General features: G+C 59.2%; 23 protein-coding genes. 10 read left to right on the top strand and 13 right to left on the bottom strand.

Annotated features, from left to right (window positions below; all coding sequences use genetic code 11):
- Nucleotides 1–215 precede the first annotated feature (215 nt).
- The 5 genes from BMZ10_RS21080 to BMZ10_RS21060 are packed head-to-tail and all read left to right on the top strand — an operon-like array spanning nucleotide 216 to nucleotide 4,926.
- On the top strand, nucleotides 216–1,370 hold the full coding sequence (locus BMZ10_RS21080) for a DUF5924 family protein (protein ID WP_093466766.1): 1,155 nt from the start codon (nucleotides 216–218) through the stop codon (nucleotides 1,368–1,370).
- 10 nt (nucleotides 1,371–1,380) lie between these two features.
- A complete protein-coding gene (locus tag BMZ10_RS21075) occupies nucleotides 1,381–2,550 on the top strand; it encodes an ABC transporter permease (protein ID WP_093466696.1) in 1,170 nt (389 codons plus the stop codon).
- The gene (locus BMZ10_RS21070; protein ID WP_093466694.1) at nucleotides 2,547–3,353 is read left to right on the top strand and encodes an ABC transporter ATP-binding protein; all 807 of its coding nucleotides are present in this window, start codon (nucleotides 2,547–2,549) and stop codon (nucleotides 3,351–3,353) included. Before BMZ10_RS21075 ends, BMZ10_RS21070 begins: the two co-directional genes overlap by 4 nt.
- Nucleotides 3,353–4,291: an MlaD family protein gene (locus BMZ10_RS21065; RefSeq protein ID WP_093466692.1), complete on the top strand. Its 939-nt coding sequence runs from the start codon at nucleotides 3,353–3,355 to the stop codon at nucleotides 4,289–4,291. The genes BMZ10_RS21070 and BMZ10_RS21065 overlap by 1 nt, the downstream gene beginning before the upstream one ends.
- Nucleotides 4,288–4,926 (top strand): ABC-type transport auxiliary lipoprotein family protein, encoded by a 639-nt coding sequence (locus tag BMZ10_RS21060; RefSeq protein ID WP_093466690.1) that lies wholly within the window; start codon nucleotides 4,288–4,290, stop codon nucleotides 4,924–4,926. The genes BMZ10_RS21065 and BMZ10_RS21060 overlap by 4 nt, the downstream gene beginning before the upstream one ends.
- Here BMZ10_RS21060 and BMZ10_RS21055 read toward each other — a convergent pair.
- The 6 genes from BMZ10_RS21055 to BMZ10_RS21030 form a co-directional block, all read right to left on the bottom strand.
- Entirely contained in the window at nucleotides 4,899–6,137 is a 1,239-nt protein-coding gene (locus tag BMZ10_RS21055) for a nucleoside recognition domain-containing protein (RefSeq protein WP_093466688.1), read from the bottom strand. The two genes, BMZ10_RS21060 and BMZ10_RS21055, sit on opposite strands and share 28 nt — an antisense overlap.
- A gap of 234 nt (nucleotides 6,138–6,371) precedes the next feature.
- Nucleotides 6,372–7,703, bottom strand: a complete 1,332-nt coding sequence (gene gltP / locus BMZ10_RS21050; RefSeq protein WP_093466764.1) for a glutamate/aspartate:proton symporter GltP — start codon at nucleotides 7,701–7,703, stop codon at nucleotides 6,372–6,374.
- Nucleotides 7,704–8,424: 721 nt separating this feature from the next.
- Complete coding sequence (locus BMZ10_RS21045; protein ID WP_093466686.1) at nucleotides 8,425–8,892, bottom strand: inhibitor of vertebrate lysozyme family protein; 468 nt, start codon at nucleotides 8,890–8,892, stop codon at nucleotides 8,425–8,427.
- 2 nt (nucleotides 8,893–8,894) lie between these two features.
- On the bottom strand, nucleotides 8,895–9,059 hold the full coding sequence (locus BMZ10_RS21040; protein ID WP_002555679.1) for a DUF1328 domain-containing protein: 165 nt from the start codon (nucleotides 9,057–9,059) through the stop codon (nucleotides 8,895–8,897).
- Between the two features lie 88 nt (nucleotides 9,060–9,147).
- Complete coding sequence (locus BMZ10_RS21035; RefSeq protein ID WP_093466684.1) at nucleotides 9,148–9,432, bottom strand: hypothetical protein; 285 nt, start codon at nucleotides 9,430–9,432, stop codon at nucleotides 9,148–9,150.
- A gap of 310 nt (nucleotides 9,433–9,742) precedes the next feature.
- Nucleotides 9,743–10,597 (bottom strand): BON domain-containing protein, encoded by an 855-nt coding sequence (locus BMZ10_RS21030; protein ID WP_093466682.1) that lies wholly within the window; start codon nucleotides 10,595–10,597, stop codon nucleotides 9,743–9,745.
- 264 nt (nucleotides 10,598–10,861) lie between these two features.
- On the opposite strand from BMZ10_RS21030, the gene algB reads away from it, so the two are divergent.
- Together algB and BMZ10_RS21020 are read left to right on the top strand one after the other, a co-directional pair.
- Nucleotides 10,862–12,208: a sigma-54-dependent response regulator transcription factor AlgB gene (algB, locus tag BMZ10_RS21025; RefSeq protein ID WP_093466680.1), complete on the top strand. Its 1,347-nt coding sequence runs from the start codon at nucleotides 10,862–10,864 to the stop codon at nucleotides 12,206–12,208.
- Nucleotides 12,209–12,218: 10 nt separating this feature from the next.
- A complete protein-coding gene (locus BMZ10_RS21020; RefSeq protein WP_093466762.1) occupies nucleotides 12,219–14,006 on the top strand; it encodes a KinB sensor domain-containing domain in 1,788 nt (595 codons plus the stop codon).
- A 25-nt stretch (nucleotides 14,007–14,031) separates the two neighbouring features.
- Here BMZ10_RS21020 and BMZ10_RS21015 read toward each other — a convergent pair whose 3' ends face one another.
- The 6 genes from BMZ10_RS21015 to BMZ10_RS20990 all read right to left on the bottom strand — a co-directional run bounded on the left by BMZ10_RS21015 (nucleotide 14,032) and on the right by BMZ10_RS20990 (nucleotide 21,098).
- Nucleotides 14,032–15,651: an EAL domain-containing protein gene (locus BMZ10_RS21015; RefSeq protein ID WP_093466678.1), complete on the bottom strand. Its 1,620-nt coding sequence runs from the start codon at nucleotides 15,649–15,651 to the stop codon at nucleotides 14,032–14,034.
- An 81-nt stretch (nucleotides 15,652–15,732) separates the two neighbouring features.
- Entirely contained in the window at nucleotides 15,733–16,509 is a 777-nt protein-coding gene (locus BMZ10_RS21010) for an N-acetylmuramoyl-L-alanine amidase (protein WP_093466676.1), read from the bottom strand.
- A gap of 98 nt (nucleotides 16,510–16,607) precedes the next feature.
- Complete coding sequence (locus tag BMZ10_RS21005; RefSeq protein WP_093466674.1) at nucleotides 16,608–18,761, bottom strand: GGDEF domain-containing protein; 2,154 nt, start codon at nucleotides 18,759–18,761, stop codon at nucleotides 16,608–16,610.
- On the bottom strand, nucleotides 18,758–19,636 hold the full coding sequence (locus tag BMZ10_RS21000) for an endonuclease/exonuclease/phosphatase family protein (RefSeq protein WP_093466672.1): 879 nt from the start codon (nucleotides 19,634–19,636) through the stop codon (nucleotides 18,758–18,760). Before BMZ10_RS21000 ends, BMZ10_RS21005 begins: the two co-directional genes overlap by 4 nt.
- A 9-nt stretch (nucleotides 19,637–19,645) precedes the next feature.
- A complete protein-coding gene (locus BMZ10_RS20995) occupies nucleotides 19,646–20,287 on the bottom strand; it encodes a thiol:disulfide interchange protein DsbA/DsbL (protein WP_093466670.1) in 642 nt (213 codons plus the stop codon).
- A 193-nt stretch (nucleotides 20,288–20,480) separates the two neighbouring features.
- Nucleotides 20,481–21,098: a c-type cytochrome gene (locus BMZ10_RS20990; RefSeq protein ID WP_093466668.1), complete on the bottom strand. Its 618-nt coding sequence runs from the start codon at nucleotides 21,096–21,098 to the stop codon at nucleotides 20,481–20,483.
- 174 nt (nucleotides 21,099–21,272) lie between these two features.
- On the opposite strand from BMZ10_RS20990, the gene yihA reads away from it, so the two are divergent.
- Entirely contained in the window at nucleotides 21,273–21,908 is a 636-nt protein-coding gene (gene yihA / locus BMZ10_RS20985) for a ribosome biogenesis GTP-binding protein YihA/YsxC (protein ID WP_093466666.1), read from the top strand.
- A 369-nt stretch (nucleotides 21,909–22,277) separates the two neighbouring features.
- On the opposite strand, the gene polA is transcribed toward yihA, so the two are convergent.
- Nucleotides 22,278–25,046 carry a DNA polymerase I gene (polA, locus tag BMZ10_RS20980; protein ID WP_093466664.1) on the bottom strand — a complete coding sequence of 923 codons (2,769 nt, stop codon included), beginning with the start codon at nucleotides 25,044–25,046 and terminating at the stop codon, nucleotides 22,278–22,280.
- A 74-nt stretch (nucleotides 25,047–25,120) separates the two neighbouring features.
- Here polA and BMZ10_RS20975 point away from each other — a divergent pair, with 74 nt between their 5' ends.
- Entirely contained in the window at nucleotides 25,121–25,411 is a 291-nt protein-coding gene (locus BMZ10_RS20975; protein ID WP_093466662.1) for a DUF2782 domain-containing protein, read from the top strand.
- A gap of 34 nt (nucleotides 25,412–25,445) precedes the next feature.
- Entirely contained in the window at nucleotides 25,446–26,396 is a 951-nt protein-coding gene (locus tag BMZ10_RS20970) for a homoserine kinase (protein WP_093466660.1), read from the top strand.
- Nucleotides 26,397–26,492 lie beyond the last annotated feature (96 nt).

Below are 26,492 nucleotides of genomic sequence, written 5' to 3'. Positions count from 1 at the left end.
GACGCGCAGCGGCAGCAGAACCGTATGGCGGGTTGGTCTGACACTCGGTGCTAGCAGCGATGACTGCCGCTATGTGCCAGATAGAGGGGAATCGCGCGCCGATGCGATCGGCATAAACGGTTTCTGTGCACGTGTGAACTGTGATCATTGGTATCCTGCCAAGGATTTTTCCTACCGCCAAAGTGAACACCGAAATGCCGGACTTGAACGCCATCATGCAGAATTCCCACGTACAGCGCGTACTGGAGTTCATCAAGCGCTACCCGGGGGTGATTGCATTCTTCGGCTTCTGCTCGGGGATCGGCAGCTTCATTCTGGTGGACCGCCAAGCCAAGCTTGCGACGTGGATTGCGGTGATCATGCTGGTCAGCTGGTTGTGGCTGATGGTGGAGAACAGCGCCGTCGCATTGATCGCCAGGGTTTTCAAACGCGAGATCCCACAGCCTTTACTGCGCTACGCCACGCAGATGATTCATCAGGAAAGCCTGTTCTTCGTTCTGCCGTTCTTCTTCGTCACCACCACATGGAACAGCGGTCAGTTGGTGTTCACCGGCATCCTGGCGGCGGCGGGGCTGGTGTCGATCACCGACCCGCTGTACTACAAATGGCTGGCGCCGCGCCGCTGGCTGTTCATGGCGTTGCACACTCTGACGCTGTTCGCCGCCTTGCTCACGGCGCTGCCGGTCATCCTTCACCTGACCACCGCCGAAAGCTACAAGCTCTCGCTGATCACGGCGATGCTGCTGTCTTTTCCGAGCCTGGCGTCAAGTTTCCCGATCAACAACTGGAAGCGAGCAATCGGGCTGGTGCTGATGACGCTGGCCATCGGTGGAGCCGGCTGGCTGCTGCGCTCGTGGGTGCCGCCGGCCACGCTGTGGCTGACCGAAGTCGCCGTGAGCACCCGGTTCGACAACCAGAACCGGACGCCGGGCGAGAGCATTCAGGAGATCGGCGTCAATCAACTGCGCAGCGCCGGCCTGTACGCTTACACCTCGATCAACGCGCCGCGTGGGCTGGACGAGCGCATTTACCATGTCTGGCGGCATAACGGCGAAGAGGTCGATCGAATTGCTCTAGACATTCATGGCGGACGTAAGGAAGGCTATCGGGCCTGGACCCACAAACAGAACTTTCCCCCTGATGTACTGGGCAAGTGGCAGGTGCGTGTGCTGACCGAGGATGGCCAGATGATCGGGGTATTGCGCTTTGAAGTGACCGACACAGACCAGCCTGCAGTCACTCGCAAGAGAATCACGCCAGCGGGCCTGAAACCGGGCGCGGATGACACCGGCCCGGCGGATTCCGGCACACAGAAAACCGATGACAAATCGCCAGCTGAGAGCTCGCCTGATCCGGCCAAAACCAACTAAGCTCGCTCCCATGACACCACTGACACACCGTGTTAACAGCGCTTCTCAGGTTTCGGGAAGCGTCTTATTGGATACTTCGACCGATCCCACGCAGCTGCGGATTGCCGGAGACTGGACGCTTGCCCATTATCGAGCGCTCAAGCATCAGACAGACGCGCTCAGTGCAGGCTTCGGACCCAGTACGCAGGTAGACATGAGCCAGCTGGGCGCGCTGGACACCGCCGGAGCGTCGCTGCTGGTCGAGCTGCTGGGAGTGCAACGTCTGCGTCTGCTGGCAGTTCAGGCCCCCAATTTGCCGGAGTCCAGTCGCGCGCTCATGCAAACCATCCAGAGCGCGCTGAGTGACTACTGCCAGCCGCTGAAAGATCCAGAAGTGGCCGTTGGCACCCAACTGCTGGCCCGGATCGGCTGCGCGGTCGATGTCATCCTGAAGGACACCCTGCAGTTGCTGGGCTTTATCGGCCTGATCCTGCAAACCCTGGTCACCACGCTGCTACGCCCACGGCGCTGGCGGACCACATCGGTCATCGCCCATATCGAACAGATCGGCCTGGACGCAGCACCCATCGTGGCACTGCTGACTTTCATGGTGGGCGCTGTCGTGGCGTTCCTGGGCGCCACCGTGCTGAAAGCATTCGGCGCGACAATTTTCACCGTCGACCTGATCGGCTTCTCGTTTCTGCGCGAATTTGCCGTGCTGCTCACGGCGATTCTATTGGCAGGCCGCACGGCCAGCGCGTTCACTGCGCAGATCGGCTCGATGAAAGCCAATGAAGAGCTCGATGCCCTTCAAACGCTGGGAATGAGTCCTACTGAAATGCTGGTCCTGCCTCGCGTCCTGGCGCTGCTCATCTCACTGCCGATGCTGACGTTTCTTGCGATGATCTGCGGCATCGTTGGCGGCGGCGTGGTCTGCGCGCTCTCGCTGGGCATTTCTCCGGCCATGTTCCTTTCGCTGATGCAGGCCGACATCGGCGTTCAACACTTTCTGGTGGGCATCGTCAAAGCACCGATCTTTGCATTCTTCATCGCCGCGATCGGGTGTCTTGAGGGCTTCAAGGTCGAAGGCAGTGCCGAGTCAGTGGGCGCTCACACCACATCGAGCGTGGTGCAATCGATTTTCGTGGTCATCGTGCTGGATGCACTGGCCGCAATGTTCTTCATGGAGATCGGCTGGTGACCAGACGGTGCGTACAACCCAGCGAAACGGTCATCCAGGTGCGGGGCCTGAGCAATCGGTTTGGGCCGCAAGTGGTGCACGAGCATCTCGACCTTGATCTGTATCGCGGGGAGATCCTGGCCGTTGTCGGCGGCTCGGGCAGCGGCAAATCGGTGCTGTTGCGCAGCATTGTCGGGTTGCAGCGCCCCGCTGCAGGCAATGTCCGCGTGTTGGGTCAGGATTTGCTGAATTTGCCGGACAAACAACGCTCTCAGGTTGAACGACGTTTCGGCGTGCTGTTTCAGAAGGGCGCGTTGTTCTCCTCGTTGACCATCACTGAAAACGTTGCCCTGCCGCTGATCGAGCACGCAGGGCTGAACCGCGAAGAAGCCGAGCATCTGGCCGGGATCAAGATGGCGCTGGCCGGCCTGCCGCTGTCGGCCGCGCACAAGTATCCGGCATCGCTGTCGGGCGGGATGATCAAACGGGCGGCACTGGCCCGAGCGCTGGCGCTGGATCCGGACATCCTGTTTCTGGACGAGCCGACCGCCGGGCTGGACCCCATTGGCGCCGGGGCTTTCGATCAGTTGATCCTCACGCTGCGAGACGCATTGGGCTTGAGCGTGTTCATGGTCACCCACGATCTGGACACGCTGTACACCATTACCGACCGGGTCGCGGTCCTGGCGCAAAAACGGGTGTTGGTGGCCGACAGCATCGATAAAGTGTCGGCGTACAAGGACGACTGGATTCACGAATACTTTCATGGCCCGCGCGGCCGCTCGGCCTATGCAGCGGCCACTCACCCACACGAGGTCTCATGATGGAAACCCGCGCCCATCACGTCCTGATCGGCCTGTTCACAGTGATCGTGGTCGCTGCCGCGCTGCTGTTCGGCCTGTGGCTGGCCAAGTCCAGCGTGGACACAGCGTTCAAGGATTATCAGGTTGTGTTCAACGAAGCCGTGACAGGCCTGTCACGAGGCAGTCCTGTCCAATACAGCGGCATCAAAGTGGGTGACGTGGTCAACCTGCGTCTGGACCCTCAGGATCCGCGCCGCGTACTGGCACAGATTCGCGTCGCCGGCGAGACACCGATCAAGCGCGACACGTTTGCCAAACTCGCGCTCGCCGGCATCACGGGCACCTCAATCATTCAGCTCAGCGGCGGCACGCCACAAAGCGAGCCTCTGAAGGGCGAAGACGGCAACCTGCCGGTGATCATCGCGTCGCCATCGCCGATTTCGCGTTTGCTCAACGACAGCAACGACCTGCTGACCGGCATCAACACCCTGCTGCACAACACCAACGAGATTTTTTCGTCGGACAATGTGAAGACGCTGACCAAGACCTTGCAGCATCTGGAACAGACCACCGGTGTCATCTCCGATCAGCGTGACGATATCCGACAGGCGCTCAAGCAGATGACGGTGTTGAGCAAGCAGGCAGGCACCACGCTGGAGCAGACATCGACCTTGATGCGCAACGCCAACCAACTGCTGACCAGCGATGGCAAGCAAGCCATTACCAGTGCGCAGCAGGCGATGAAATCGCTGGAACAGAGCAGCCTGACCATCAACGCATTTCTCAAAGACAACCAGGACTCGGTCAACGGCGGTCTGCAGGGCCTGGGTGAACTGGGTCCGGCGATCCGTGAACTGCGCGAAACCCTGTCGTCACTCAAAACCATCTCACGCAGCCTGAATGCCAACCCCAGCGGGTATCTGCTCGGGAGCGACAAAAACAAGGAGTTTGAGCCATGAGGCTTGCCGGTCACTCAATTACCCAACTGCTGCTGGTGACTGCCCTGTTGTCGACGGCAGCGTGCTCCATTTTGCCCAAACAGGAGCCGTCTGACGTCTACCGGCTGCCGACTGCGTCAGCCACCAGCAAAGCGCAGACGCCTGCGCCCTGGTCTCTGCGGGTCGTGCGTCCAAAATCCAGCGAGACCCTGGACAGCGCCCGTATTGCGGTGATCCCGCAGGGTGACGTGATCAGCAGTTATAAGGGCGCGCGCTGGAGCGACCCGGCGCCCGTGTTGCTGCGCAATCGCCTGACCGACGCGTTTTATCGCGACGGCCGAGTGCTGTCGATCAGTACCGATGACAGCAACCTGCAGGCGGATTTCGAGCTGGGCGGAGAGTTACAGGCCTTTCAGAGCGAGTACCGCGGGCAGGCCATCGAAGTGGTGATTCGACTGGATGCGCGGCTGTCCGATGAGCGTCAGCGCATCGTGGCAAGCCGCCGTTTCGAGGTGCATCAACCCGTGGGTGACAAGCAGGTTGCGGCCGTTGTGGCGGGGTTCGGCCAGGCCAGCGACTCGCTGGCGGCCCAGGTACTGCAATGGACTGTGGAGCAGGGTCAGCGGCACTACACGGCCGAGCCGAAGAACCAGTAGCACACCAGAATGGCAGCGATGACGCCTGCCAGTTCCGCAAGCAGCGCGCAGCCGACGGCATGGCGGGCGCGCTGGATGCCCACTGCGCCGAAGTACACGGCGAGCACATAGAACGTGGTTTCGGTACTGCCCTGAATGGTCGCGGCCACCAGCGCCGGGAAGCTGTCGACACCTTGGGTCTTCATGGTTTCGATCAACATGGCACGCGCTGCGCTGCCTGAAAACGGTTTGACCAGCGCGGTCGGAAGGGCATCGACGAAGCGCGTGTCCAGGCCCATCCACTGAATCCCGTGGCGAATCCCTTCCAGAATCAGGTCAAGCGCTCCGGATGCGCGCAAGACGCCCACCGCGCACAGCATTGCCACCAGATACGGCAGCAAGTTCTTCGCCACATCGAAGCCTTCCTTCGCGCCTTCGACGAATGTTTCGTAGACCTTGACCTTGCGCAGCGCGCCGATCACCAGAAACACCATGATGATGCCGAACAGCGTGACGTTGCCCAATATGGACGAAAGGCTGGAAAGCGCCGTAGCGGACAACCCGGCCAGCACCGCCATGAAGCCGCCAAGCAACAGCGCTCCGGGCACCAGATAGGCCAGCACCACTGGATCCCACAAGCGCAGGCGCTGCATAACCGCAACCGATAGCAGGCCCACCAGCGTCGACGCGCTGGTCGCCAGCAGAATCGGTAGGAACACCATGGTCGGATCGACCGCGCCTTGCTGCGCCCGGTACATGAAGATGGTCACCGGAAGCAGCGTCAGCGACGAGGCATTCAGGACCAGAAACAGAATTTGCGCATTGCTCGCTACGGTCTGGCTGGGGTTGAGTTCCTGCAGCGAGCGCATGGCCTTGAGGCCGATTGGCGTGGCAGCGTTATCAAGGCCCAGTGCGTTGGCGGCGAAATTGAGGGTGATCAAGCCCAGAGCAGGATGGCCGCGCGGGACCTCAGGCATCAGACGATGGAACAGCGGCGCGAGCACCTTACCCAGCCAGTCGACGATTCCGGCCTTTTCAGCGATGTTCAGAAAGCCGAGCCACAACGTCAGCGTGCCGAACAGCAGCACCATCACCTCAACCGAGAGCTTGGCCATGGCGAAGATGCTTTCAACCATCGCCGCGAAGATCCCTGCGTTGCCGCCAATCAACCATTGCGCCAGCGCGGAAATCGCCGCAACCACGAAAAAGCCAAGCCATAGGCCGTTGAGCATCGGTAAGTCCCCTCGGAAGATGCGGGGATGATAGCGGCGAGGGCGCAAACAACAAACCCTATCCCACAGTTAGCAGACAGGACACGCGAACTGGAGGCGCCACGCGCTTACGACTTATGCGGCGCGGCCCGCGATCTGCGGCGAGAGCAGACCCCCGTGGGCGCGGCCAGCTGAAACTCAAATACAACAAACCCCGCATGAGGGCGGGGTCTGTTGGTCAGCACTGCTCAGCAATCAATCGACTGTCGACTGACCGGCAGGCAGGGATTCCTTGCTGCGCCAGTGCGGCAGAGAATTCCAGTAACGTTCGCCTTTGGCGTCGTCGTACATGCCTTCCCAGCGCGCGATGACCAATACCGCCAGCGCGTTGCCGATCACGTTCAAGGCCGTACGCGCCATGTCCATGATGCGGTCGACACCCGCAATGAAGGCCAGTCCTTCGAGCGGGATACCAACGCTGCCCAGCGTCGCCAGCAGCACCACGAACGACACACCCGGAACGCCCGCGATGCCTTTGGAGGTCACCATCAAAGTCAGTACCAGCATCAGCTGTTGGCCGATCGACAGGTCAATCCCGTAAAGCTGCGCGATGAACAGCGCTGCGATGCTCTGATACAGCGTCGAGCCATCCAGGTTGAACGAATAACCGGTCGGCACCACGAAGCTGCTAATGGCCTTCGGTGCACCGTAGGCTTCCATCTTCTCGATCACGCGAGGCAACACGGTTTCGGAACTGGCAGTGGAGTAAGCCAGCACCAATTCGTCTTTGAAGATGCGCATCAGCTTGATGACGGAGAAGCCAAACAGGCGCGCGATCAGGCCCAGCACCACGAACGCGAAGAAGGCGATGGCGACGTAAACCAGAATCACCAGCTTGGCCAGCGGCAGCAGTGAGGCAAAACCAAAGTTGGCCACGGTTACTGCGATCAGCGCGAACACACCGATGGGTGCGTAGTTCATGATCATGTGAGTGACTTTGAACATCGTTTCCGACACGCCCTGAAAGACCTTCACCAGTGGCTCTCGCACTTCGGCATTCAGGCTCGAAAGCCCCAGGCCGAAGAACACCGAGAAGAAAATGATCGGCAGCATGTCGCCACGCGCGACGGCAGCGAAGATGTTCGAAGGAATCAGATTGAGGATGGTCGCGATGAACGCATGATCATGCTGCACTTCGGCCGTGGTCTTCTCGTACTGCGAGATATCCACCGTCCCCAGCGTGCTCATGTCGATGCCGGTGCCAGGATGGAAGACGTTGGCGAGCAGCAGGCCGACCACAATTGCAATCGTGGTGACGACTTCGAAATACAGGATGGTCTTAAGGCCGATGCGGCCCAGCTTCTTGGCATCGCCAACGCCAGCGATTCCGACGACCAGGGAAGAAATCACGATAGGAATGACGATCATTTTGATCAGACGAATGAAGATGTCGCCCGCCGGTTGCAGAATGTTGCTGATCCACCAGGCCTTCTCGGAGCTGAAGTGGTTCAGGACCGCGCCGAGCGCAATGCCCAGGACCAGGCCGATGAGGATCTGCCAGGCGAGGCTCAGTTTTGCCTTCTTCATGTCATTACCCTTGTTGTAGTGGCTGCGACACTTCTCAACCAGCGCTGCACGTCTGTTGTCAGTCCGCGTTAAAGCGCAGGTGCCCTTGGAAATGTCCAGAAGGTGACCGCAAGCGAGCATCCGAGCTCTTAGCAGGCGAAAAAGGGCGCAACTATTCCCATGGAAGGTCACATCGTCTAATGCCGTAAATGACTACCTCATGCCGAATCGGCATGAGGAAAATCAATGACTTAGGCAAAAGTGCCATTGAACGCTGACTTGCCAGCTGGCGCGTAAATGCTCGGAAGTGGCTATAACGTCGTGTGTAGCGATGTTTGCGGAAGGAAGGGGCACGCAAGTGACAAATGGGTCATGTACGGCCAAAGCACCGCCATCGACGATTTTTTCTCGATATACGGTCGTAGGATGGGTGTAAGCACGATGTAGGAAGAATTACAAGTAGGGATAACTGTCGCTAAAACGGCTGAGACGTGAGATCAGAGCGCTAGAGTTTGCGCCTCGCAAGTCCACTGTCGGATAACGGCTCACGCTCAATCGGACGATGGACTTGCGTTGCGGCTTGCCTGACCCGGCCCACGAATGGGAGTACTCCCTGTACACCTGGTTCGCTCCAGCCACTCCATTGGTCAGAACGCCCCGGCCCCTTGGTCACGCGCAGACCTTCCTCGGGTTGCGCGGCTTTCAGGAAGACCCAATTACATTCGGTCTTCCATCATCTGAATCAATACCAGTTCGGGTCTTTTTTCAGCTGTTCTTTAAGAAGACCTTGCATGCCTTCGTCAGGTTTGCCGAGGAACCGGTAATCAGCGTGGCGAGTCGGGGATTTATCCGCCGGCAGGCCCGCCGGGACTTCAACCAGCATGGCGTAGGCGTGAGCCTTGTCCATGCTGAAGGCGACGATCAGCCGTTTATTGATACACGTGTCCTGGGTTTCGCAAAGAGGCCCTACCAGGTACTTGTCACCATCCTCGGTCACCGCATTCATCTGATCCGACGCGCCAGAGAGGTTGATCACCCAATCCGGCAACCGCTCCTCCTTCTTGACGACCGACGACCATGTCTGGCGGTACTCGGAATCGGAGCTAAGCAGCTCGTTGACCCGGGATTGACCATCATTGGCCGCAGAGGCCAGTGTACTGACGCCCCCCAGGAGCGCCAGTGCCAGAGCAGAGAATTGCTTCGCGATCATCGTTATCCCCGACCGCGACGACCAAAGAAGAACGACACCACAAACATAACCAGGAACACGACAAAGAGAATCTTGGCGATACCCGTGGCAGTGCCCGCGATACCACCGAAGCCCAGAACCGCTGCAACAATGGCGATGATCAGAAATGTGATAGCCCAGCTCAACATGGTGATTCTCCTTACTGTTTTTAATTTCTTACTACGGCGAGGTGTCGACATTGACCCTCAAGGTAGATCGAGCCCGCGATCACGATGATCAGAAGACCCAACTCTGTTGACGTGGCGCCTGGTCGTTCACCGCCTCCGCGTCATCAACCGTCTGCAAACTCAGTGCAACGTCTGACGCTTTCAGCGCGCTCGCCTTGGCGAAAGGCGCGCTGTGGGAGTAAAGGTGAGGCACCTGAGTCATTTCTTGCTGTTGGTTCCAGTGAGTGAACTGTTGCACCACGATGAGGGTGACCATCAGCGCCAGACTGGCAAACAAACCTTGCTGCACTTGCAGTGGGGAAATACGCAGTTTGGCGAGATGTTGAGTGTTCATTCAGCTGACTCCTGGCAATCTTGTTGGCCGTCGAGACCGGCCGTTGTTACCAGTGATATTGCACGCCGTGTGCCAGCTTCTTTTGAAGGATTTAATCCTTAAAAATCAAGAAGTTATGCGCGGGTTAGGATTGGCATGAAACAGCAAGCTGCACGATTGAACATTTGGCATCGTGCGTTCTGCACGAAGCGGTGGGACTAACTGTCGAGGACGTTGACTGAAAACACGGGTCTGGAGGCAAAAAGACAGGCAATCAGTGTCGACCCTGAAGGGCTTGCTGACTGCCAGCTTTGCTGCTTTAGATCGAGGATCAGCCCGCGCTGCGGGTCATGACGCGCAGGGTATCGGCATCGACACCCTTGACGCCGCGGATATTGCGGGCGATCTCCACGGCCAGTTCTTTCTCCGCGTAGTTGGCAACTACCCCATCCAGGCTGACAACGCCACTCTTGGTCTCGACCTTAATATTCAGGCCGTCGAGGTTGCGGCTATAAATAAGGCTGGATTTGACTTTGCTGGTGATCCAGGCATCGCTGAACTCTTCATGCACGCTGCTGGCCTGCGCCTCGTTCTGCTCCTTGATTGCCTGAGTGTCCCGCGCGCTCAAGCTGATCAGGTTGTTGACTTCGGTCACACCGTCCGTGTTGCTCGCCAGGCTCCCGGCCAACTGCTTGGCTTCGGCATCCTTGGCCTGACCTTTGAGCGTGACAACGCCTTGCGCTGCACTGACTTCGATGTTCAGCCCCTCGGTGACGCTGTTCCACAGCAGCTTGGATTTGATGGTCGCCGTCAGCGTGGCATCGTCGAAACGCTGCGCCATGTTCGCCTTAGTGCCCGGCTCCGCAACGACTTGCGGATCTATCTCCAGCTGGTTGTCGACTTTATTGATGCCTTGGGTATCGCTGGCGATCTGCGTGGCAAGGTCTTTGTCGACCTGATTCTCGACCTTGCCTTTAAGCGTCGCAGTGCCTTGCTCGACCTCAACGCTGATCTTGAAGGGACTCAAATGGCGATTGAGCGCAAAGGCCGTCCAGATCGAGCCTTCCTGACGCGCTTCAGCCAATTGGGTTTGCAAATCACCCGTGGCCGCGTGAGCCATGACAGGCGCCCCTGCAAGCGAGCCGACAGTGGCAATGGCCAAGGCGATTTTCTTCAACGGATGCATGGCAAATCTCCAGACAGTTGCAATAGGTACCTCTGGAGAGACTTTCCATTCGCCAAGATGTTCTGTTCTGAGCTCACCCCGGCACCTGTCCCCAACCCACTGATGCCAGCCATCCAAAGGTTGGAGGCATCGCAGATCAATGGGTTAATGGTTTTTTCCGCAGATCGCTACCATGCATCCCACAGAATCAATCAGAATGAACCATGCAACTTGCCCGATTTTTCCGGGACTAACCAAGATCATTCATTTAGGAGCGTAGGAAAAATGGAAGCAGCCGCTGAGAATCAGGGCCGTATTCTGCTTGTGGATGATGAATCCGCCATCCTTCGCACCTTCCGCTATTGCCTGGAAGATGAAGGCTACAGCGTTGCCACTGCCAACAGTGCGACGCAGGCCGAGGCGCTTTTGCAGCGTCAGGTGTTCGATGTCTGCTTTCTGGATTTGCGTCTGGGCGAGGACAACGGCCTGGATGTATTGGCGCAGATGCGCATTCAAGCGCCGTGGATGCGCGTAGTCATCGTGACCGCCCACTCAGCGGTCGACACGGCTGTGGACGCCATTCAGGCCGGCGCAGCTGACTATCTCGTCAAGCCCTGCAGCCCGGACCAGCTGCGTCTGGCCACGGCCAAACAGCTGGAAGTGCGTCAACTGTCGGCCCGACTCGAAGCGCTGGAAGGCGAAGTACGTAAGCCCAAAGACGGACTGGATTCTCACAGCCCGTCGATGATGGCCATTCTGGAAACGGCACGTCAGGTCGCCAACACGGATGCCAACATTCTTATTCTCGGCGAGTCCGGCACGGGTAAGGGCGAACTGGCACGGGCCATTCATGGCTGGAGCAAGCGCGCCAAAAAAGCCTGTGTAACCATCAACTGCCCGTCGCTGACAGCCGAGCTGATGGAAAGCGAGCTGTTCGGCCACAGCCGGGGTGCATTCACCGGCGCCAGCGAAAGCACGCTTGGGCGAGTCAACCAGGCAGATGGCGGCACATTGTTCCTCGATGAAATCGGGGACTTCCCGCTGACCCTTCAGCCGAAGCTGCTGCGCTTCATTCAGGATAAAGAGTACGAGCGAGTGGGCGACCCGGTGACCCGCCGCGCCGACGTACGCATCCTGGCGGCCACCAACCTGAAACTCGAAGACATGGTTCGGGAAGGGCGCTTCCGTGAAGACCTGCTCTATCGCCTGAACGTCATTACGCTGCACCTGCCGCCGCTGCGCGAGCGGGCGGAAGACATTCTGACGCTGGCTGACCGTTTCCTCGCCCGCTTCGTCAAGGAATACGGTCGTCCCGCTCGCGGCTTCAGCGAAGAAGCCCGCAGCGCGCTGCTCAATTATCGTTGGCCGGGCAACATCCGCGAACTGCGCAACGTGATCGAACGCGCCAGCATCATCTGCCCCCAGGAAAAGGTCGAAATCAGCCACTTGGGCATGGCCGAACAGCCGACCAATAATGCGCCACGCGTGGGGGCGGCGTTGAGCCTGGATGAGCTTGAGAAAGCCCACATCGGCGCGGTACTGGCCACCAGCGACACGCTCGATCAGGCTGCGCGCACGTTGGGTATCGATGCTTCGACGCTGTACCGCAAGCGCAAGCAGTACAACCTGTGACAGGCTATCGATAATGTTCGCCATGAAGTTGCGTACCCGGCTGTTTCTCAGTATCTCGGCGCTCATCACGGTTGCCTTGCTGGGCCTGCTGCTGGGCCTGGTCAGTGTCATGCAGATGGCCAAGTCGCAGGAATCGCTGATCAGACACAACTTCATTACGCTGGATATCGGTCTGAAGCTGCGACAGAACCTGGGCGATCAACTGGTGATGTTGCTCAAGGACAATCCTGATCCGAAGGCGCTGCTACAGAATCAGCAGCAGTTTCAGGAACTGCTCGATCAGGGCATTGATCATGACCAACAGACCAACACGCGCAGCGGCTTTGAAAAGGCCCGTGGGGACTACGAGCGTTTCCTCAAGGCATTACAGGACACCAGACAGCCGACCAATTCGCTGACCGATGACACCGAAGTCACTAACGCCTTTAATACGCTGCGAAACGGTCTGCTCGATGCGCATCGTCAGGCCCTCGCCAATATCAACGACGCCGAAAGCGCCTCACGATCGAAAGCGTTGTGGGTAGCGTCGCTGCTGGGGCTGGTGGGTCTGGCCGTGCTGGCGATCGGTTTCATCACCGCTCATGGTATTGCGCGTCGCTTCGGTGGCCCTATCGAGGCGCTGGCCCGGGCTGCGGACAACATTGGCGAAGGAAATTTCGACGTCACGCTGCCGATCTCTTCGTCGGCGGAAATGAACCAGCTGACCCGTCGTTTCGGAATGATGGCAGAATCCCTTCGCCAGCATCAGGTCACCAACGTCGATCAGTTGCTCGCAGGGCAGCAAAGGCTTCAGGCGGTGCTGGACAGCATCGACGATGGCCTGCTGATGATTGATCGGCAAGGCCGTCTGGAGCATTTGAACCCGGTCGCCCAGCGCCAGCTGGGTTGGGAAGAGGGTCGACTGGGCCAAGGCCTCGGCGAAGCCTTGCAACGACCCGAGCTGGACGAGCAACTTTATCTGGTGCTGCGTGGCGGAACGCTGGAACGGGCACCTGAGGACCTTTCCATCGAGGTTGACGGAGAAACCCGTCTGCTGACGTATAGCCTGACGCCGGTCAGCCACACCAAAGGTCATATTCTGGGTGCTGTGATGGTGTTGCATGATGTCACGGAGCAACGCGCCTTCGAGCGTGTGCGCAGTGAGTTCGTTCTGCGCGCATCCCATGAGTTGCGAACGCCGGTGACGGGGATGCACATGGCGTTCGGACTGCTGCAGGAACGCGTGCACTTCCCGCCCGACTCGCGCGAAATGGACCTGCTCGACACCGTCAACGAAGAAATGCAGCGCTTGATGCAGCTGATCAACGACCTCCTTAACTTTTCCCGCTACCAGAACGGCCTGCAGAAGCTCACGCTGGAACCTTGCGACATCGGGGAATTGCTCGGTGCCGCTCGCCAGCGCTTTGCGGAGCCGGCTGCGAAGCAGGATGTACAGGTGTTGATGGAAATGCAGGAACCGCTGCCCAGACTGCAGGCTGATAAGGCACAACTGGACCGCGTGCTGGACAATCTGCTGGATAACGCGCTGCGCCATACACCGCAATCAGGTCTGATCCGTCTGCAAGCTCGACGTCACGGAGAGCGCCTGATCATCAGCGTTGAAGACAACGGCGAAGGCATCGCCTACGGCCAGCAAGCCCGGATTTTCGAGCCCTTCGTGCAGGTCGGCCGTAAGAAAGGCGGCGCTGGACTGGGTCTGGCATTGTGCAAAGAGATTGTGCAACTGCATGGCGGACGCATGGGCGTGTATTCACGTCCGGGGCAGGGCACGCAGTTCTACATGGCGCTGCCGCTTTAAGCGACTCGATCGGCGTGACCCGATTTCACGCCACATCATCCGTCCTGCGGCCACCGCTGCGTCGCCCGCCGGTGACCAGCTCGGTGAATTTGGCCGCACTCAGCGGCCGGGCAAAGAGCCAACCCTGCCCATAAATCACGCCCTCGCTCTTGAGCAGCAGCGCCTGAGACTCAAACTCGATGCCTTCAGCGATCACCCGCAACTGCAGTGCATGCGCCATGCGAATGATGTGCGGGGCGACGCCGCTGCTGGCAGCATCATGGCCCAACGCGTCGATGAACGCTTTGTCGATCTTCAGGCAATCCACCGGGAGCGTCTGCAGATAGGCCAGGCTGCAATAGCCGGTGCCGAAGTCATCGATCAATACCTGATGCCCTCGGTCGCGCAACGCCTGAAGATGATTGCGCGCGACCACCACATCCACCAGCCCGCGCTCGGTGACTTCAAAAGCGATCTGTCGCGGGGCAACCCGATGCAGCGCCAGCAGCTTGGCCGTAACGCGGCCGATGCGCGGCGCCATCACGTCGCAAGCCGCCAGATTTACCGAAATATAAAGATGCGGATTGGCGCGCAGGAGTTGCCCGAGCTGCTCGAGCAACTGTTGCAGCACAAAATCGGTGATCTGACGGATTTGCCCGGTATTTTCCGCCAGCGGGATAAACAGATCCGGGCTGGTGAGCGTGCCGTCTGGTCGTCGCCACCGCACCAATGCCTCAGCACCCACGCACAAGCGGGTATTGAGGTCGAAAATAGGTTGATACAAAACCTTCAGTTCGCCACGTCTTAGCGCACCGTGCAATTCACCGCCGAGCGACTGACGCTGCCTGACCAGTTGCAGGACCAGAATCCCGATGCACAAAGACACCAGCAGGCTGACGGGCACCAGCAGCCACCACGCCCCCGTGACCTTCTGCTGCAGGCCGCTGCGCGGCGTGATCAGCACCAGCTGATATTCCGGGCTCTGCGTGGGCATCCGGTACACCAGTTTGTCGTGGGTTGTTATCAGCGTTTCAACCGTGGTCGGCGTCCAGTCGGGCGTCGGCGGCCAGGGTTGAGTCGGTCCCAGAACCGGAATGGCTTTGGTCCCCTGATCCAGGACTACCACCAGGCTGCCTCCGGCGGGCAAATCCACAACGTCGGTCAAATGCCCGCGAGAGGTCGACACCCTGAAATCGCCACGCCCCAGCATCAGCGAGGCGAGGTTATCGTCGGGTTGGGTGGAAGTGTTCAGCCAGTAATCGTAAGTCGGTCCGCGAATATCTGGCGCCCTCGGCTTGCCGATCATGCTCTGGCGTGTCCAGCTCGAACAGAACTGGGTGTCGTCGACATAAGCGACTTCATAAATGAAGCGATAGCGGGAGTTCACCTGCCGCAACTGCTCAACCATTTCAGGGCTGCAACCGCGAAGCGGCTGGGCCTCAAGTTGGTCCAGCCCTGCGCGCAGCTGGCCGAACAACTGCTCCAGTCTCACCAGGAACCGCTCGCCCTGGGCATTCATTTGGGCACTTTCTTCCTGTCGCGCCTGATGCATGGCGAGACCGAAACTGGCTGAAAGCAGGACGACCGCGCTCAGCAACGCTGCGAGAAGCGCAAGAAGCGTCGGGCGATAGAGAAAAGTGCGCAATTGCGGCGTCGCCGTAAACATCGGCCGTCATCCAAATGAATACTACTGATGTATAGCAACAAGCGCGCAAATAGCCCGAAAAAAAATCAGAGGATGGCTAACTTAGTGCCTGAGGTTCAGAACCTGAAGGATAGCTGCACTTTGAAGATCCGGTTCACCGTCAAATTTCTGCGGACGGTAATGCATCTGGAAGGCCGCTATAACGTGGCGTGTAGCGATGTCCAGCTCCCCGGTTTGCGGGGTCGGATAGCCCACTAACGCCAATTGTTGCTGAAACCAGGAAATGCTCGGCATCACACCCATCATCTGAGTTTGCCGCTGAGCGACCTGCTGTTCGTCGGGCCAGATCCCCAGCCCTTCCTGCGCCAGGCGTTTCCATGGGAACAAAGGCCCGGGATCAAGCTTGCGAAAGGGCGCGATGTCGCTGTGACCGATCACGTGCCGGGGCTCGATATGGTTCCGTCTGACGATGTCCTTGAGCAGCACGATCAGCGCTTGAATCTGCGCCTCACTGTACGGGTACCACAGACGCCCGGTGGGCGTGTCGCGATAGCCCGGATTCACAATCTCGATGCCGATGCTGCTCGAGTTCAGCCAGGTGCGACCGTCCCATTCGCTTTCACCGGCATGCCACGCCCGCTGGCTTTCGTCTACGAGCTTGTACGTCGTCGCCGGACCGTCTCCGATCAAATAATGCGCACTGACTTCGCCATGAGTCAGCAGCTCCAATGATCGCTCAAGCGACGCGGAGGTGTAATGCACCACCACGAATTGCGCGCGGCTGTCGTAATTGGCTGAAGGATGGCTGGTGTCCAGCTTCGGGCCACTGGCGCACGCGGTCAGCAGCAGGAGCAGGGAAAGGGCAATCAGAGACTTCATAAAAGGCAGAGCACACCGGCAAATAATGCAACAGTGTAACGTAGCGCTGCCGATGTGCTCAAAATTGCCTGAGTATTTTGATGACCTGACCCGAGCGCTCAACCTGGCTCGATTCGATTCCGCCCCTCATCCTTGGCGCGATACAGCGCCTGATCTGCACGCTTGAGTACCACGTCGCTGCGCTCGCCAGGCCTGAAAGTGGTCATCCCCATTGACACCGTAATGGTGACCGGCTCGCCCTTGAAGTGGAAAGGGCATTGTTCGATGGCAGCGCGCAGCTGCTCAAGCAGAGCGAGCCCTTCCTCCATCTGCGTATGGGGCAGCAGGAAGACGAATTCTTCTCCGCCAAAACGTGCGATGAAATCAGAAGGCCGGAGACGCTTTTTCAATTGCCCGGCAATAATCTTCAACACTTTATCGCCAGCCAGATGCCCATAGCCATCGTTGATACGTTTGAAGTGATCGAGGTCCAGAATGCCCAGCAGCAGACTGGCGCGCTTCTTCTGCAACTGATCGATTTCGTGTTCCAGGCGCTCGTTCCATGCCGCGCGGTTCGGCAGGCCGGTCAGCGTATCGATCAACGCTTTCTGTCGCTGCTCCTCAAGATGCACACGAAACCCTTGAGCCTCCTGCTCCATGGTCGCCACGCGGCTGGCCAGCGACTGCAGGCGCGAGGCAACTTCCTGTTCGCGCTGATCGCGCTGCTGTTGATGCTGATCCATGGTGCTGATCAGACCTTCAAGACGGCGTTCGAGAACGTTTTTAAGCGTATTCAGATCTGCCGCTTCCTGAACGCTGTTTTGCAGCCCGCCGACGTGCTCGCGCAACTGATCGTCCAGTTGCCGTGACGCCGACTGTTGGTCAGCATGGTCTTCACTCGCGGCGCGCAGGTTGCTTTGGAAGGACTCGAGTCGCTCGTTGAGCTGCTTGAGATACGCCTCGAACTCGTGCTGCCCGCTGTCGGTGATCGCCAACATCAACACAGCAAGATCGTCGAGTATCGGCAGTAATTCGTACCAGTTCAGCCCATGTTCGAGCCGCGTGCGCATCGCTTCAGCTTGCGGGCGATGATGTTCAGGCAGCGTCAGATCGTTGAGCAGCCCCAGCAGCGTGTCTTCAATGTGCGCCGCAACCGAGCTGTAACTGGGCTCAGGTGAGGAGGGCAGTGCATAGGGACCGTCCTCGTCCTCGATCTCTCCGTCTTCTTCGTCTTCTTCGTCATCCGGCTCTTCGACCAACGCTTCGTAGGCCTCATCCGCCACGGACTGCTCGGCAACCGACGCTTCGTCGTCTACGACGGCCTCGTCATCCGCGACCGTCGATGGACGCTCCGCAGCCGGTTCGGCATCAGCGACGGGCACGGCATCAGGCTCGATGGCGTGTTCAACGACCTTCGCTTGCGCCTCACTGACCTCAGCGTCAGTCGGCAAAGCGTCGACAGGCTCGTCGAGTGCCGGCTCCCCCGCGTCAACATGCTCATTACGCTCGGCGGCCAGGGCTTGCGCTGCTGGCGCTGGCTCTATAGACGAGGCCTCTGAGGCAGAGGCCGGATTTTCGTGAGCGGTCGGATGTTCAGTTGAAACGGGGGCTTCGTTGATCCACTGCGCCTCTTGCTGCGCCGTGGCGTCGGATGTAGGCGCAGGCTCTTCATCCACTTCACGGGCAATGGGTTTTGCCGGCTCGACGGCAGGCTGCACAACCTGCGCCGGCTCCCCATCCTCGCCATGGGCGTGGCTGCCGAACAGACGTTGCAGAAAGCCAGGACGGGCGGCTTCCTCGGGATGATCGAGCTGCGACAGCGCCTTTCCCTGCAGGCCGCTCAACTCACTGAGCAGCAGCGGTAGTTCGCGCGCCTGGGTGACGCGGTCTTCGAGGTTCTTGGCAAAGCGTTTGAGCGGCTTGCTGACTTCCTTGGGCAGCGGCAGCGATTGCAGCTGAGCGACCAGCGAGGTCAACGCGGTGCCCATTTGCTCGACGCGCTTCTCGCGCCGCTGCTCGGAGTCCAGCACAGCCTTCTCAAGGCGCGGGATCAAAGCCGCCAGTCCAGCATCCATATCGTCCTTGCGGACGATCTCGCGCATTTCCTTCATGCATTGATCGACGGCCTTGTCAGCACCTTCGGCCGCCAGGCTGCTGCGTACCAGACCGCGACGCAACAGGTCGAGGCGCGCGTTCCAACGCCGCTCGAGCTTGTCTTGCTGCTCGATGCTTTTCAGGTACTTTTCTTTCCAGCGTTGTGCTTCGTCGCTCATTCCGAAGGTCCGAGAGGAGATGTGCTTGTTATCGGCAGCGAGTCACCGATTAATGAGGCCGGCAAGCGAATCTCCACCGCGACCGGCAGATGATCGGAAATGGGCTGGGCCAGCACCTGCACTTTTTCAAGCGTCAGGGTCGGGCTCAGAAGAATGTGGTCCAGACACCGCTGGGGGCGCCAGCTGGGGAAGGTCGCCTCGATCTGCGGCGCAAGCAGGCCCAGATCGCGCAAAGGCGAGAGCTCCAGCAGATCGGTGGCGTGGGTGTTCATGTCACCCATCAGCACCTGATGACGATAACCGCCGATCAGCTCCCGAATGTATGCCAGCTGGCGAGTGCGCGTCCGAGCGCCCAGCGCAAGGTGCATGACCACCACGACCAGCGCGTCCGGCCCCTCGCCGAAGCGTACGAGAATGGCGCCACGACCGGCAGGCCCGGGCAGCGGGTGATCTTCGATGTCCCAGGGACGCAAGCGGCTGAGCACGCCGTTGCTGTGTTGAGCAAGACGTCCCAGGTTTCGGTTGAGTTGCTGATGCCAGTACGGAAATGACCCGAGCTGAGCGAGGTGTTCGACTTGATTGACGTAGCCCGACCTCAGGCTTCCGCCATCGGCTTCCTGCAAAGCGACCAGATCATAGTCGTTGAGCAGGTCGCCGATCTTTTGCAGGTTCCCGGCCCGGCCGTTGTGCGGGAGCAGATGCTGCCAGCCGCGGGTCAGGTAGTGCCGATAGCGCTCGGTACTGATGCCCACCTGAATGTTGAAACTGAGCAAACGCAGCCGGCCATCGGCTGGCAATCCTGTTTTCTGCAGATGACGCTCGTTGACCTTGGGCGTATGCCGGGCAACGACACGTTCAGTACCCCAGCGCCCCATGATCAGGGCTTACTTGGCAGTCAGCGTGGTGCGCTCTTTGGCGATCAGCTGATCAGCCACTTCCAGCGCCTGGTCCGCACCACCCGCAGAGGCGAGGTCGAAACGATACTTGCCGTTGACGATCATGGTCGGTACACCGCTGATCTCATACTTCTTGGCCAGCTCTTTGTACTGGACGATCTTGCCCTTTACTGCGAACGAGTTGAAGGTCTCGAGGAACTTGGTCTTGTCGACGCCCTGAGTGGCCACGAATTCAGCCATGTCGTTCGGGTCAGTCAGGCGCTTGCCGCCCTTCTGAATGGCATCGAACACGGCGGCGTGGACTTTGTTCTCGACGCCCATGGTGTCCAGCGTGATGAACAGCTGGCCGTGAGCATCCCAAGGGCCGCCGAACATTGCAGGAATGCGCAGGAAGTGGACGTCGGCAGGGAGTTTTTCAATCCAAGGATTGATGGTCGGTTCGAACGCGTAGCAGTGTGGGCAGCCGTACCAGAACATTTCAACGACTTCGATCTTGCCGGGTTCGGAAACAGGGACAGCTTTGCTCAGCTCGACATATTGTTTGCCGGCTTCGATCGGCTCCGCCGCCTGAGCGGTCAGACCGAACAGGCTGGTGAAAACCAGAGCGGCGCTGAGAATCAGATTACGCATGCTTAACTCCTAGGCATGAAAAGTCACCTCGATGGCCGCAGTTCGACCGAGCGAGGTGATACGAGTTCGCAAGTGTAACGCCTGCGGGCACAAAAAAGGGCAGCCGTTCGCTACCCTTTTTAGCCCGTCGATGCGGGGAAACACTAACAAACATTTCACTGGTCGAAGCGCCCTGAATGCGCGTTCCTCCCGATCAGTGCAGCCCTTGAATATAGGCCGACAACGCTTCGATATCCTTGTTGCTTAACTTGGAAGCAATCGTGCGCATCACCATGGTATCGCCGTCATTGGTACGTTCGCCTTCGCGAAAGGCCGTCAGCTGTTTCTTCACGTAATCTGCGTGCTGTCCGCCAAGGTGCGGAAAACCTGCGGCGGCTATACCTGCGCCATTGGGTGAATGGCACCCGGTGCATGCCGGCATGCCCAGATCCAGCTTGCCGCCCCGGAACAACGCCTCGCCGCGCGCCACCAGATTCGGGTCAGCGGCGCCGACACTGCCTTTCTGGCTGGCGAACCAGGCAGCGATATCGGCCAGATCCTGATCATTGAAATTGTTGAGCAAGCCGGTCATCTCAAGGACGACACGCTTGCCATCCTTGATTTCATGCAGTTGCTTGAGCAGATAACGCGGGCCTTGGCCAGCCAGTTTGGGAAAATTGGGAGCCATGCTGTTGCCATCGGGCCCATGACAAGCCCCGCAGACTGCCGTTTTTGCCTGGCCTGCGACCGGGTCGCCTACCACCGCATCGGCGGCGAGCGTCGCGCCAGCAATGCCAAAGGTCAGAAGCAGGCTAACCAGTAGTTTGTTCATCGGTTGATCCAATGCGCTTTATTGTTCGTGTAAGGTTAGTCTGACTTCTACGAACTTCATCCTGCGAGTGGACAAAGCACACACAAAATCTGCGGCATTATATACTTGCGTCCATCAAACGGAAACGACACCCCGTTGCCGCGCCTCTGCCGCAACGCTCCCACCGGATATCCCATGCAACTGAAAAACCCGATCCTCGGTTTGTGCCAACAAGCCAAGTTCATGCTCAGCGCTGCCAAAGTCGATCAATGCCCCGACGACGAAGGCTTTGAAGTGGCTTTCGCCGGTCGCTCCAACGCCGGTAAATCAAGTGCGCTGAACACGCTGACCCATGCCAGTCTGGCGCGCACTTCCAAGACGCCGGGCCGTACCCAGCTGCTGAACTTCTTCAGCCTGGACGATGATCGTCGGCTGGTGGACCTGCCAGGTTATGGCTACGCGAAAGTACCCATCCCGCTCAAGCAGCACTGGCAGCGTCACCTTGAGGCGTATCTGGGCAGCCGCGAAAGTTTGAAGGGTCTGATTCTGATGATGGACATTCGCCATCCGATGACCGATTTCGACCTGCTGATGCTCGACTGGGCCATCGCCAGCGGCATGCCGATGCACATTCTGCTGACCAAAGCGGACAAGCTGACCTTCGGCGCCGCGAAGAACACGCTGCTCAAAGTGCAGTCCGAGATTCGGAAGGGGTGGGGCGACACGGTCACCATCCAGCTGTTTTCGGCACCCAAGCGCATGGGCCTGGAAGAGGCGTACACCGTGCTCGCTGACTGGATGGAATTGGAAGACAAAGCGCCTGCGGCTTGAATCGCAGGCAAAAAAAACCCCGGACTTCATATGGGGAGGGGAAGTTCGGGGTCTAAGTCCAGACCTCTAGGGAAGGGGTCCGGATATCTGCCAACACTTAACACAACATAGGAGCATGAATGGCTACGTCAGCCATTCGCAAACTCTGACCGGGTTTTGTCCGCGGAAGTTCAAAACCTGAGGAAATTTAATGTTGGCGGCAGGCAAGGCTTGCCTCACGCCGCGCGTTTCAGAGCGCTCAACCGGAGGCACTGCCCAGCGCGCGCGCTCGCGAGGTCTCAGGCCCATACGACACCTGTGCGTGGCGTCTGAAGGCTGACTCACGGGCGAGCTCGCTGACAAAGCCGCAAATCTTCGGTCAACTATTGATCAATGCGCCTCGTCCCAGTTGTTCCCCACGCCCACTTCCACCAACAGCGGCACGTCCAGCTCGGCTGCACCGCTCATGTGCACACGGATGTCCCTGCTGATCTGCTCCACAAGGTCCTCGCGCACCTCGAGCACCAGTTCGTCGTGAACCTGCAGGATGACGCGCGCGTCCAGGCCTGACGAATCCAGCCAGCCGTTCACCGCCACCATGGCGCGCTTGATGATATCGGCGGCAGTGCCTTGCATCGGGGCATTGATCGCCATGCGTTCGGCGCCTTTGCGCAGCGCCTGGTTCTTCGCGTTGATGTCCGGCAGGTAGAGACGGCGACCGAAAATGGTCTCCACAAACCCTTGTTCCGCCGCTTGCGTGCGGGTGCGCTCCATGTACTCCAGCACGCCCGGATACCGCGCGAAGTAGCGGTCTACATAGGCTTGCGACTGTTTGCGGTCGACACCAATCTGCTTGGCCAGACCGAATGCGCTCATGCCGTAGATCAGACCAAAGTTGATCGCCTTGGCGCTGCGGCGCATGTCATGGGTGACATCCGCCAGCTCGACGCCGAACACCTCGCCAGCTGTCGCCCGGTGCACGTCCAGATCATTGCGGAACGCGTGCAACAGCCCTTCGTCCTTGGCCAGGTGCGCCATGATCCGCAGTTCGATCTGCGAGTAGTCCGCCGCCAGCAGCTTGTAGCCCTGCGGGGCGACGAAGGCCTGACGAATACGGCGACCTTCGGCGGTCCTGATAGGGATGTTCTGCAGGTTCGGATCGCTGGAAGACAAGCGCCCGGTGACCGCGACCGCTTGGTGATACGACGTGTGAATCCGCCCGGTGCGCGGATTGATCTGCTCCGGCAGCCGGTCGGTGTAAGTGCTCTTGAGCTTGCTCATCGAGCGGTACTGCATCAACACCTTAGGCAGTGGGAAGTCCTGTTCGGCCAGCTCCGCCAGTACGGCTTCGGCCGTGGAAGGCTGGCCGGTGGCTGTTTTGCTGATGATCGGCATGCCCAGCTTTTCGTAGAGGATCACGCCCAGCTGCTTCGGCGAACCGAGATTGAACTCCTCGCCGGCAATCGCAAACGCCTCGCGCTCAAGCTCGGTCATTTTGTTGCCCAGCTCCACACTCTGGATGCCCAGAAGCTTGGCATCCACGAACGCACCCTGGCGCTCAATGCGCGCCAGCACAGGCATCAACGGCATTTCAATGTCGTTGAGCACCGGCGCAAGGGAGGGTGTCTTGCCCAGTTTTTCCTGAAGCGTTTCGTGCAAGCGCAGCGTCAGATCGACTTCTTCAGCGGCGTACATGCCTGCTTGCTCGAGCGCGATCTGATCGAACGAAAGCTGCTTGGCGCCTTTGCCTGCAATTTCCTGGAAGTTCACCGGCGTGTGATCCAGATACTTGGCCACCAGACTGTCACGATCATGCCGCGTAGCCGTGGAATCCAGGACATAGGACTCCAGCATCGTGTCGAACTTGACGCCCTGCACATGGATACCCTGTTGCTGATCGCCGTCGATCGCGCAGTTGGCGAGCAAGTTGATCGCGAACTTTGCGTGCTGACCGACTTTAATCTTGCTGGCATCCTCCAGCATCGGCTTGACGGCTTTGAGCACTGCGTCCCGATCCAGCTGTTGCGGCACGCCCATGTAGGAATGGGTCAGCGGGATATAGCACGCCTCGTGGGTCTTTATCGCAAACGACAAGCCCACCACTTGCGCGCGCTGGGCGTCGATACCGTTGCTTTGCACTACGAAAGCAAACAAATCAGCCGCTTCAAGTTTCTTCAGCCAGGCGTCGAACTGCGTCTGCTCAAGGATCAATTCATACTTGGCTTCAATGACCGGCGCGGGCTCGGCGGCGGCGGTCGGTATTTCGGCGCCGTCCTGCTTGGCTTCGCGTTGCAGATCGTTGATCCAGCTCTTGAACTCAAGCTCGGTGTACAACGCCAGCAACGCCTCGCGGTCAGGCTCGCCGCAATGCAGAGCATCCAGTTCGATATCCAGCGGAACGTCCACTTTGATCGTCGCCAACTGGTAGGAAAGAAATGCCATTTCCCTGTGCTCTTCAAGCTTGGCTGGCAGGGATTTTGCGCCACGAATGGACAGCGTCGGCACCTTGTCGAGGTTCTCATAGAGCTCTTTGAGACCGCCGTTAATACCGACCAGCAATCCGGCCGCGGTCTTTTCGCCCACGCCGGGAACGCCCGGGATATTGTCGACTTTGTCGCCCATCAGTGCGAGATAATCGACGATGTGCTCCGGACCGACACCAAACTTTTCCTTAACCCCGGCCACGTCGAGAACGCTGCCGGTCATGGTGTTGACCAGCGTGATGTGGCCATCCACCAATTGAGCCATGTCCTTGTCACCCGTCGAGATGACGACCGGGCGGTCGGCGGCCGCACTGCTGCGCGCAAGTGTGCCAATTACATCGTCGGCTTCGACGCCTTCAACGCAAAGCAGCGGATACCCCAGGCCTTTGACGCAGTTGTGCAGAAAATCGATTTGCACGCGCATGTCATCGGGCATGCTGGGTCGATTGGCTTTGTACTCGGCGAACATCTCATCGCGGAACGTCCCGCCCTTCGCATCGAAGACCACGGCAAAGGGGCTTTCGGGATATTGCTTGCGCAGGCTCTTGAGCATGTTGAGCACGCCCTTGACCGCACCGGTGGGCAGGCCCTTGGACGTAGTGAGCGGCGGCAGCGCGTGGAAGGCGCGGTACAGATAAGAAGAACCGTCCACCAGGACGAGGGGCGCGAGACTCATGTGCAGGATCAACCTTTTCGGCGGGGTCGGCGCTAGAATGCGAAGACCGTTGACGACAAAGGGACAAGGTTATCATGCGCGCGCCAAATCGCCTGTCACTGGTCTTGTTGTTGGCCGCATGCCCTGCGCTTGCCATGGCTGTCGACGACGAAGCACCTTCGGCGGAGCCCGACGTCACCATCAGCAAGGACGGCGAGAATTTCATTCAGGAGTACAAAGCCAACGGCTTCGTGTATGCGGTTAAAATCACGCCCAAACATGGCAAGCCGTATTATCTGGTGCGCGCTGACGGCACGAGCGGGCAATTCATTCGTTCGGATCAACCGGACATGCTGATCCCTCAGTGGGTACTATTCAGCTGGTAACGCCTTACATTCACTCTTTTGCTGGCAGTCTTCTATGTCCGTTTTTACTCCCCTGGCTCGGCCCGAGCTGGAAGCTTTTCTCGCCCCGTACGGGCTTGGCGCACTGCGTGATTTCCAGGGCATTGCCGCCGGAAGTGAAAACACCAATTTTTTCGTGAGCCTTGAGCGTGGGGAGTTCGTGCTGACGCTGGTCGAGCGCGGCCCCGTTCAGGAGATGCCGTTTTTCATCGAACTGCTGGACGTGCTGCACGACGCCAACCTGCCCGTCCCTTACGCGCTGCGCACCACCGATGGTCAGGCCCTGCGCGAGCTCAAGGGCAAGCCGGCACTGCTGCAACCGCGCCTGGCAGGCAAGCACCCGACCGAGCCCAATACCCAGCATTGCGTGCAGATCGGTGAATTGTTGGCGCACATGCACTTGGCGACCCGCGAAAGAATCATCGAGCGCAAGACGGATCGCGGTCTGGACTGGATGCTGGAAGAGGGCAGCAATTTCATCTCGCATCTTGATGAGGTGCAAGGCGCGCTGCTCACCACGGCTGTGGAAGAAATCCGCCGCCTGAAGGCGAAGATCATGGCGCTGCCGCGGGCCAATCTTCACGCTGACCTGTTCCGCGACAATACCTTGTTCGAAGGCACGCACCTGACCGGCGTGATCGACTTCTACAACGCATGCTCAGGTCCGATGCTCTACGACGTGGCGATTGCCGTGAATGACTGGTGTTCGTTTACGGACGGCAGCATCGACGCCCCGCGTGCGCGCGCCTTACTCGGCGCGTATGCCGCGCTGAGGCCGTTCACCGCAGCGGAAGCCGAGCTGTGGTCAACCATGCTTCGTGTCGGGTGCGTGCGATTCTGGCTCTCACGCCTGATCGCTGCCGAGACCTTCGCCGGCCAGGACGTGTTGATCCACGACCCGTCCGAATTCCGCGTGCGACTGGAGCAGCGCCAGGAGACCCACATTCCGCTGCCGTTTGCGTTGTAATCTTTAAATTGCCATCGCAGGCAAGCGCGCCTAAGGGATTTGCTCAGCCCACAGAGGCGCGTGCACGGCAGGGGCGCGCTGGCCTGCAATGGCGTC

The sequence above is a fragment of the Pseudomonas sp. NFR16 genome, assembly GCF_900108875.1.
Lineage (GTDB): Bacteria > Pseudomonadota > Gammaproteobacteria > Pseudomonadales > Pseudomonadaceae > Aquipseudomonas.
Note: the sequence above shows the minus strand (reverse complement) of the source record. Positions and strands in the feature narration are given on the sequence as shown.

What these genes read in the sequence shown, in the direction of transcription:
- BMZ10_RS21080 (WP_093466766.1), top strand. Translation starts at nt 216, where the DNA reads ATGCAGAATTCCCACGTACAGCGCGTACTGGAGTTCATCAAGCGCTAC.
- BMZ10_RS21075 (WP_093466696.1), top strand. Translation starts at nt 1,381, where the DNA reads ATGACACCACTGACACACCGTGTTAACAGCGCTTCTCAGGTTTCGGGA.
- BMZ10_RS21065 (WP_093466692.1), top strand. Translation starts at nt 3,353, where the DNA reads ATGGAAACCCGCGCCCATCACGTCCTGATCGGCCTGTTCACAGTGATC.
- BMZ10_RS21060 (WP_093466690.1), top strand. Translation starts at nt 4,288, where the DNA reads ATGAGGCTTGCCGGTCACTCAATTACCCAACTGCTGCTGGTGACTGCC.
- BMZ10_RS21055 (WP_093466688.1), bottom strand. Translation starts at nt 6,137, where the DNA reads ATGCTCAACGGCCTATGGCTTGGCTTTTTCGTGGTTGCGGCGATTTCC.
- gltP (WP_093466764.1), bottom strand. Translation starts at nt 7,703, where the DNA reads ATGAAGAAGGCAAAACTGAGCCTCGCCTGGCAGATCCTCATCGGCCTG.
- BMZ10_RS21045 (WP_093466686.1), bottom strand. Translation starts at nt 8,892, where the DNA reads ATGATCGCGAAGCAATTCTCTGCTCTGGCACTGGCGCTCCTGGGGGGC.
- BMZ10_RS21040 (WP_002555679.1), bottom strand. Translation starts at nt 9,059, where the DNA reads ATGTTGAGCTGGGCTATCACATTTCTGATCATCGCCATTGTTGCAGCG.
- BMZ10_RS21035 (WP_093466684.1), bottom strand. Translation starts at nt 9,432, where the DNA reads ATGAACACTCAACATCTCGCCAAACTGCGTATTTCCCCACTGCAAGTG.
- BMZ10_RS21030 (WP_093466682.1), bottom strand. Translation starts at nt 10,597, where the DNA reads ATGCATCCGTTGAAGAAAATCGCCTTGGCCATTGCCACTGTCGGCTCG.
- algB (WP_093466680.1), top strand. Translation starts at nt 10,862, where the DNA reads ATGGAAGCAGCCGCTGAGAATCAGGGCCGTATTCTGCTTGTGGATGAT.
- BMZ10_RS21015 (WP_093466678.1), bottom strand. Translation starts at nt 15,651, where the DNA reads ATGTTTACGGCGACGCCGCAATTGCGCACTTTTCTCTATCGCCCGACG.
- BMZ10_RS21010 (WP_093466676.1), bottom strand. Translation starts at nt 16,509, where the DNA reads ATGAAGTCTCTGATTGCCCTTTCCCTGCTCCTGCTGCTGACCGCGTGC.
- BMZ10_RS21005 (WP_093466674.1), bottom strand. Translation starts at nt 18,761, where the DNA reads ATGAGCGACGAAGCACAACGCTGGAAAGAAAAGTACCTGAAAAGCATC.
- BMZ10_RS21000 (WP_093466672.1), bottom strand. Translation starts at nt 19,636, where the DNA reads ATGGGGCGCTGGGGTACTGAACGTGTCGTTGCCCGGCATACGCCCAAG.
- BMZ10_RS20995 (WP_093466670.1), bottom strand. Translation starts at nt 20,287, where the DNA reads ATGCGTAATCTGATTCTCAGCGCCGCTCTGGTTTTCACCAGCCTGTTC.
- BMZ10_RS20990 (WP_093466668.1), bottom strand. Translation starts at nt 21,098, where the DNA reads ATGAACAAACTACTGGTTAGCCTGCTTCTGACCTTTGGCATTGCTGGC.
- yihA (WP_093466666.1), top strand. Translation starts at nt 21,273, where the DNA reads ATGCAACTGAAAAACCCGATCCTCGGTTTGTGCCAACAAGCCAAGTTC.
- polA (WP_093466664.1), bottom strand. Translation starts at nt 25,046, where the DNA reads ATGAGTCTCGCGCCCCTCGTCCTGGTGGACGGTTCTTCTTATCTGTAC.
- BMZ10_RS20975 (WP_093466662.1), top strand. Translation starts at nt 25,121, where the DNA reads ATGCGCGCGCCAAATCGCCTGTCACTGGTCTTGTTGTTGGCCGCATGC.
- BMZ10_RS20970 (WP_093466660.1), top strand. Translation starts at nt 25,446, where the DNA reads ATGTCCGTTTTTACTCCCCTGGCTCGGCCCGAGCTGGAAGCTTTTCTC.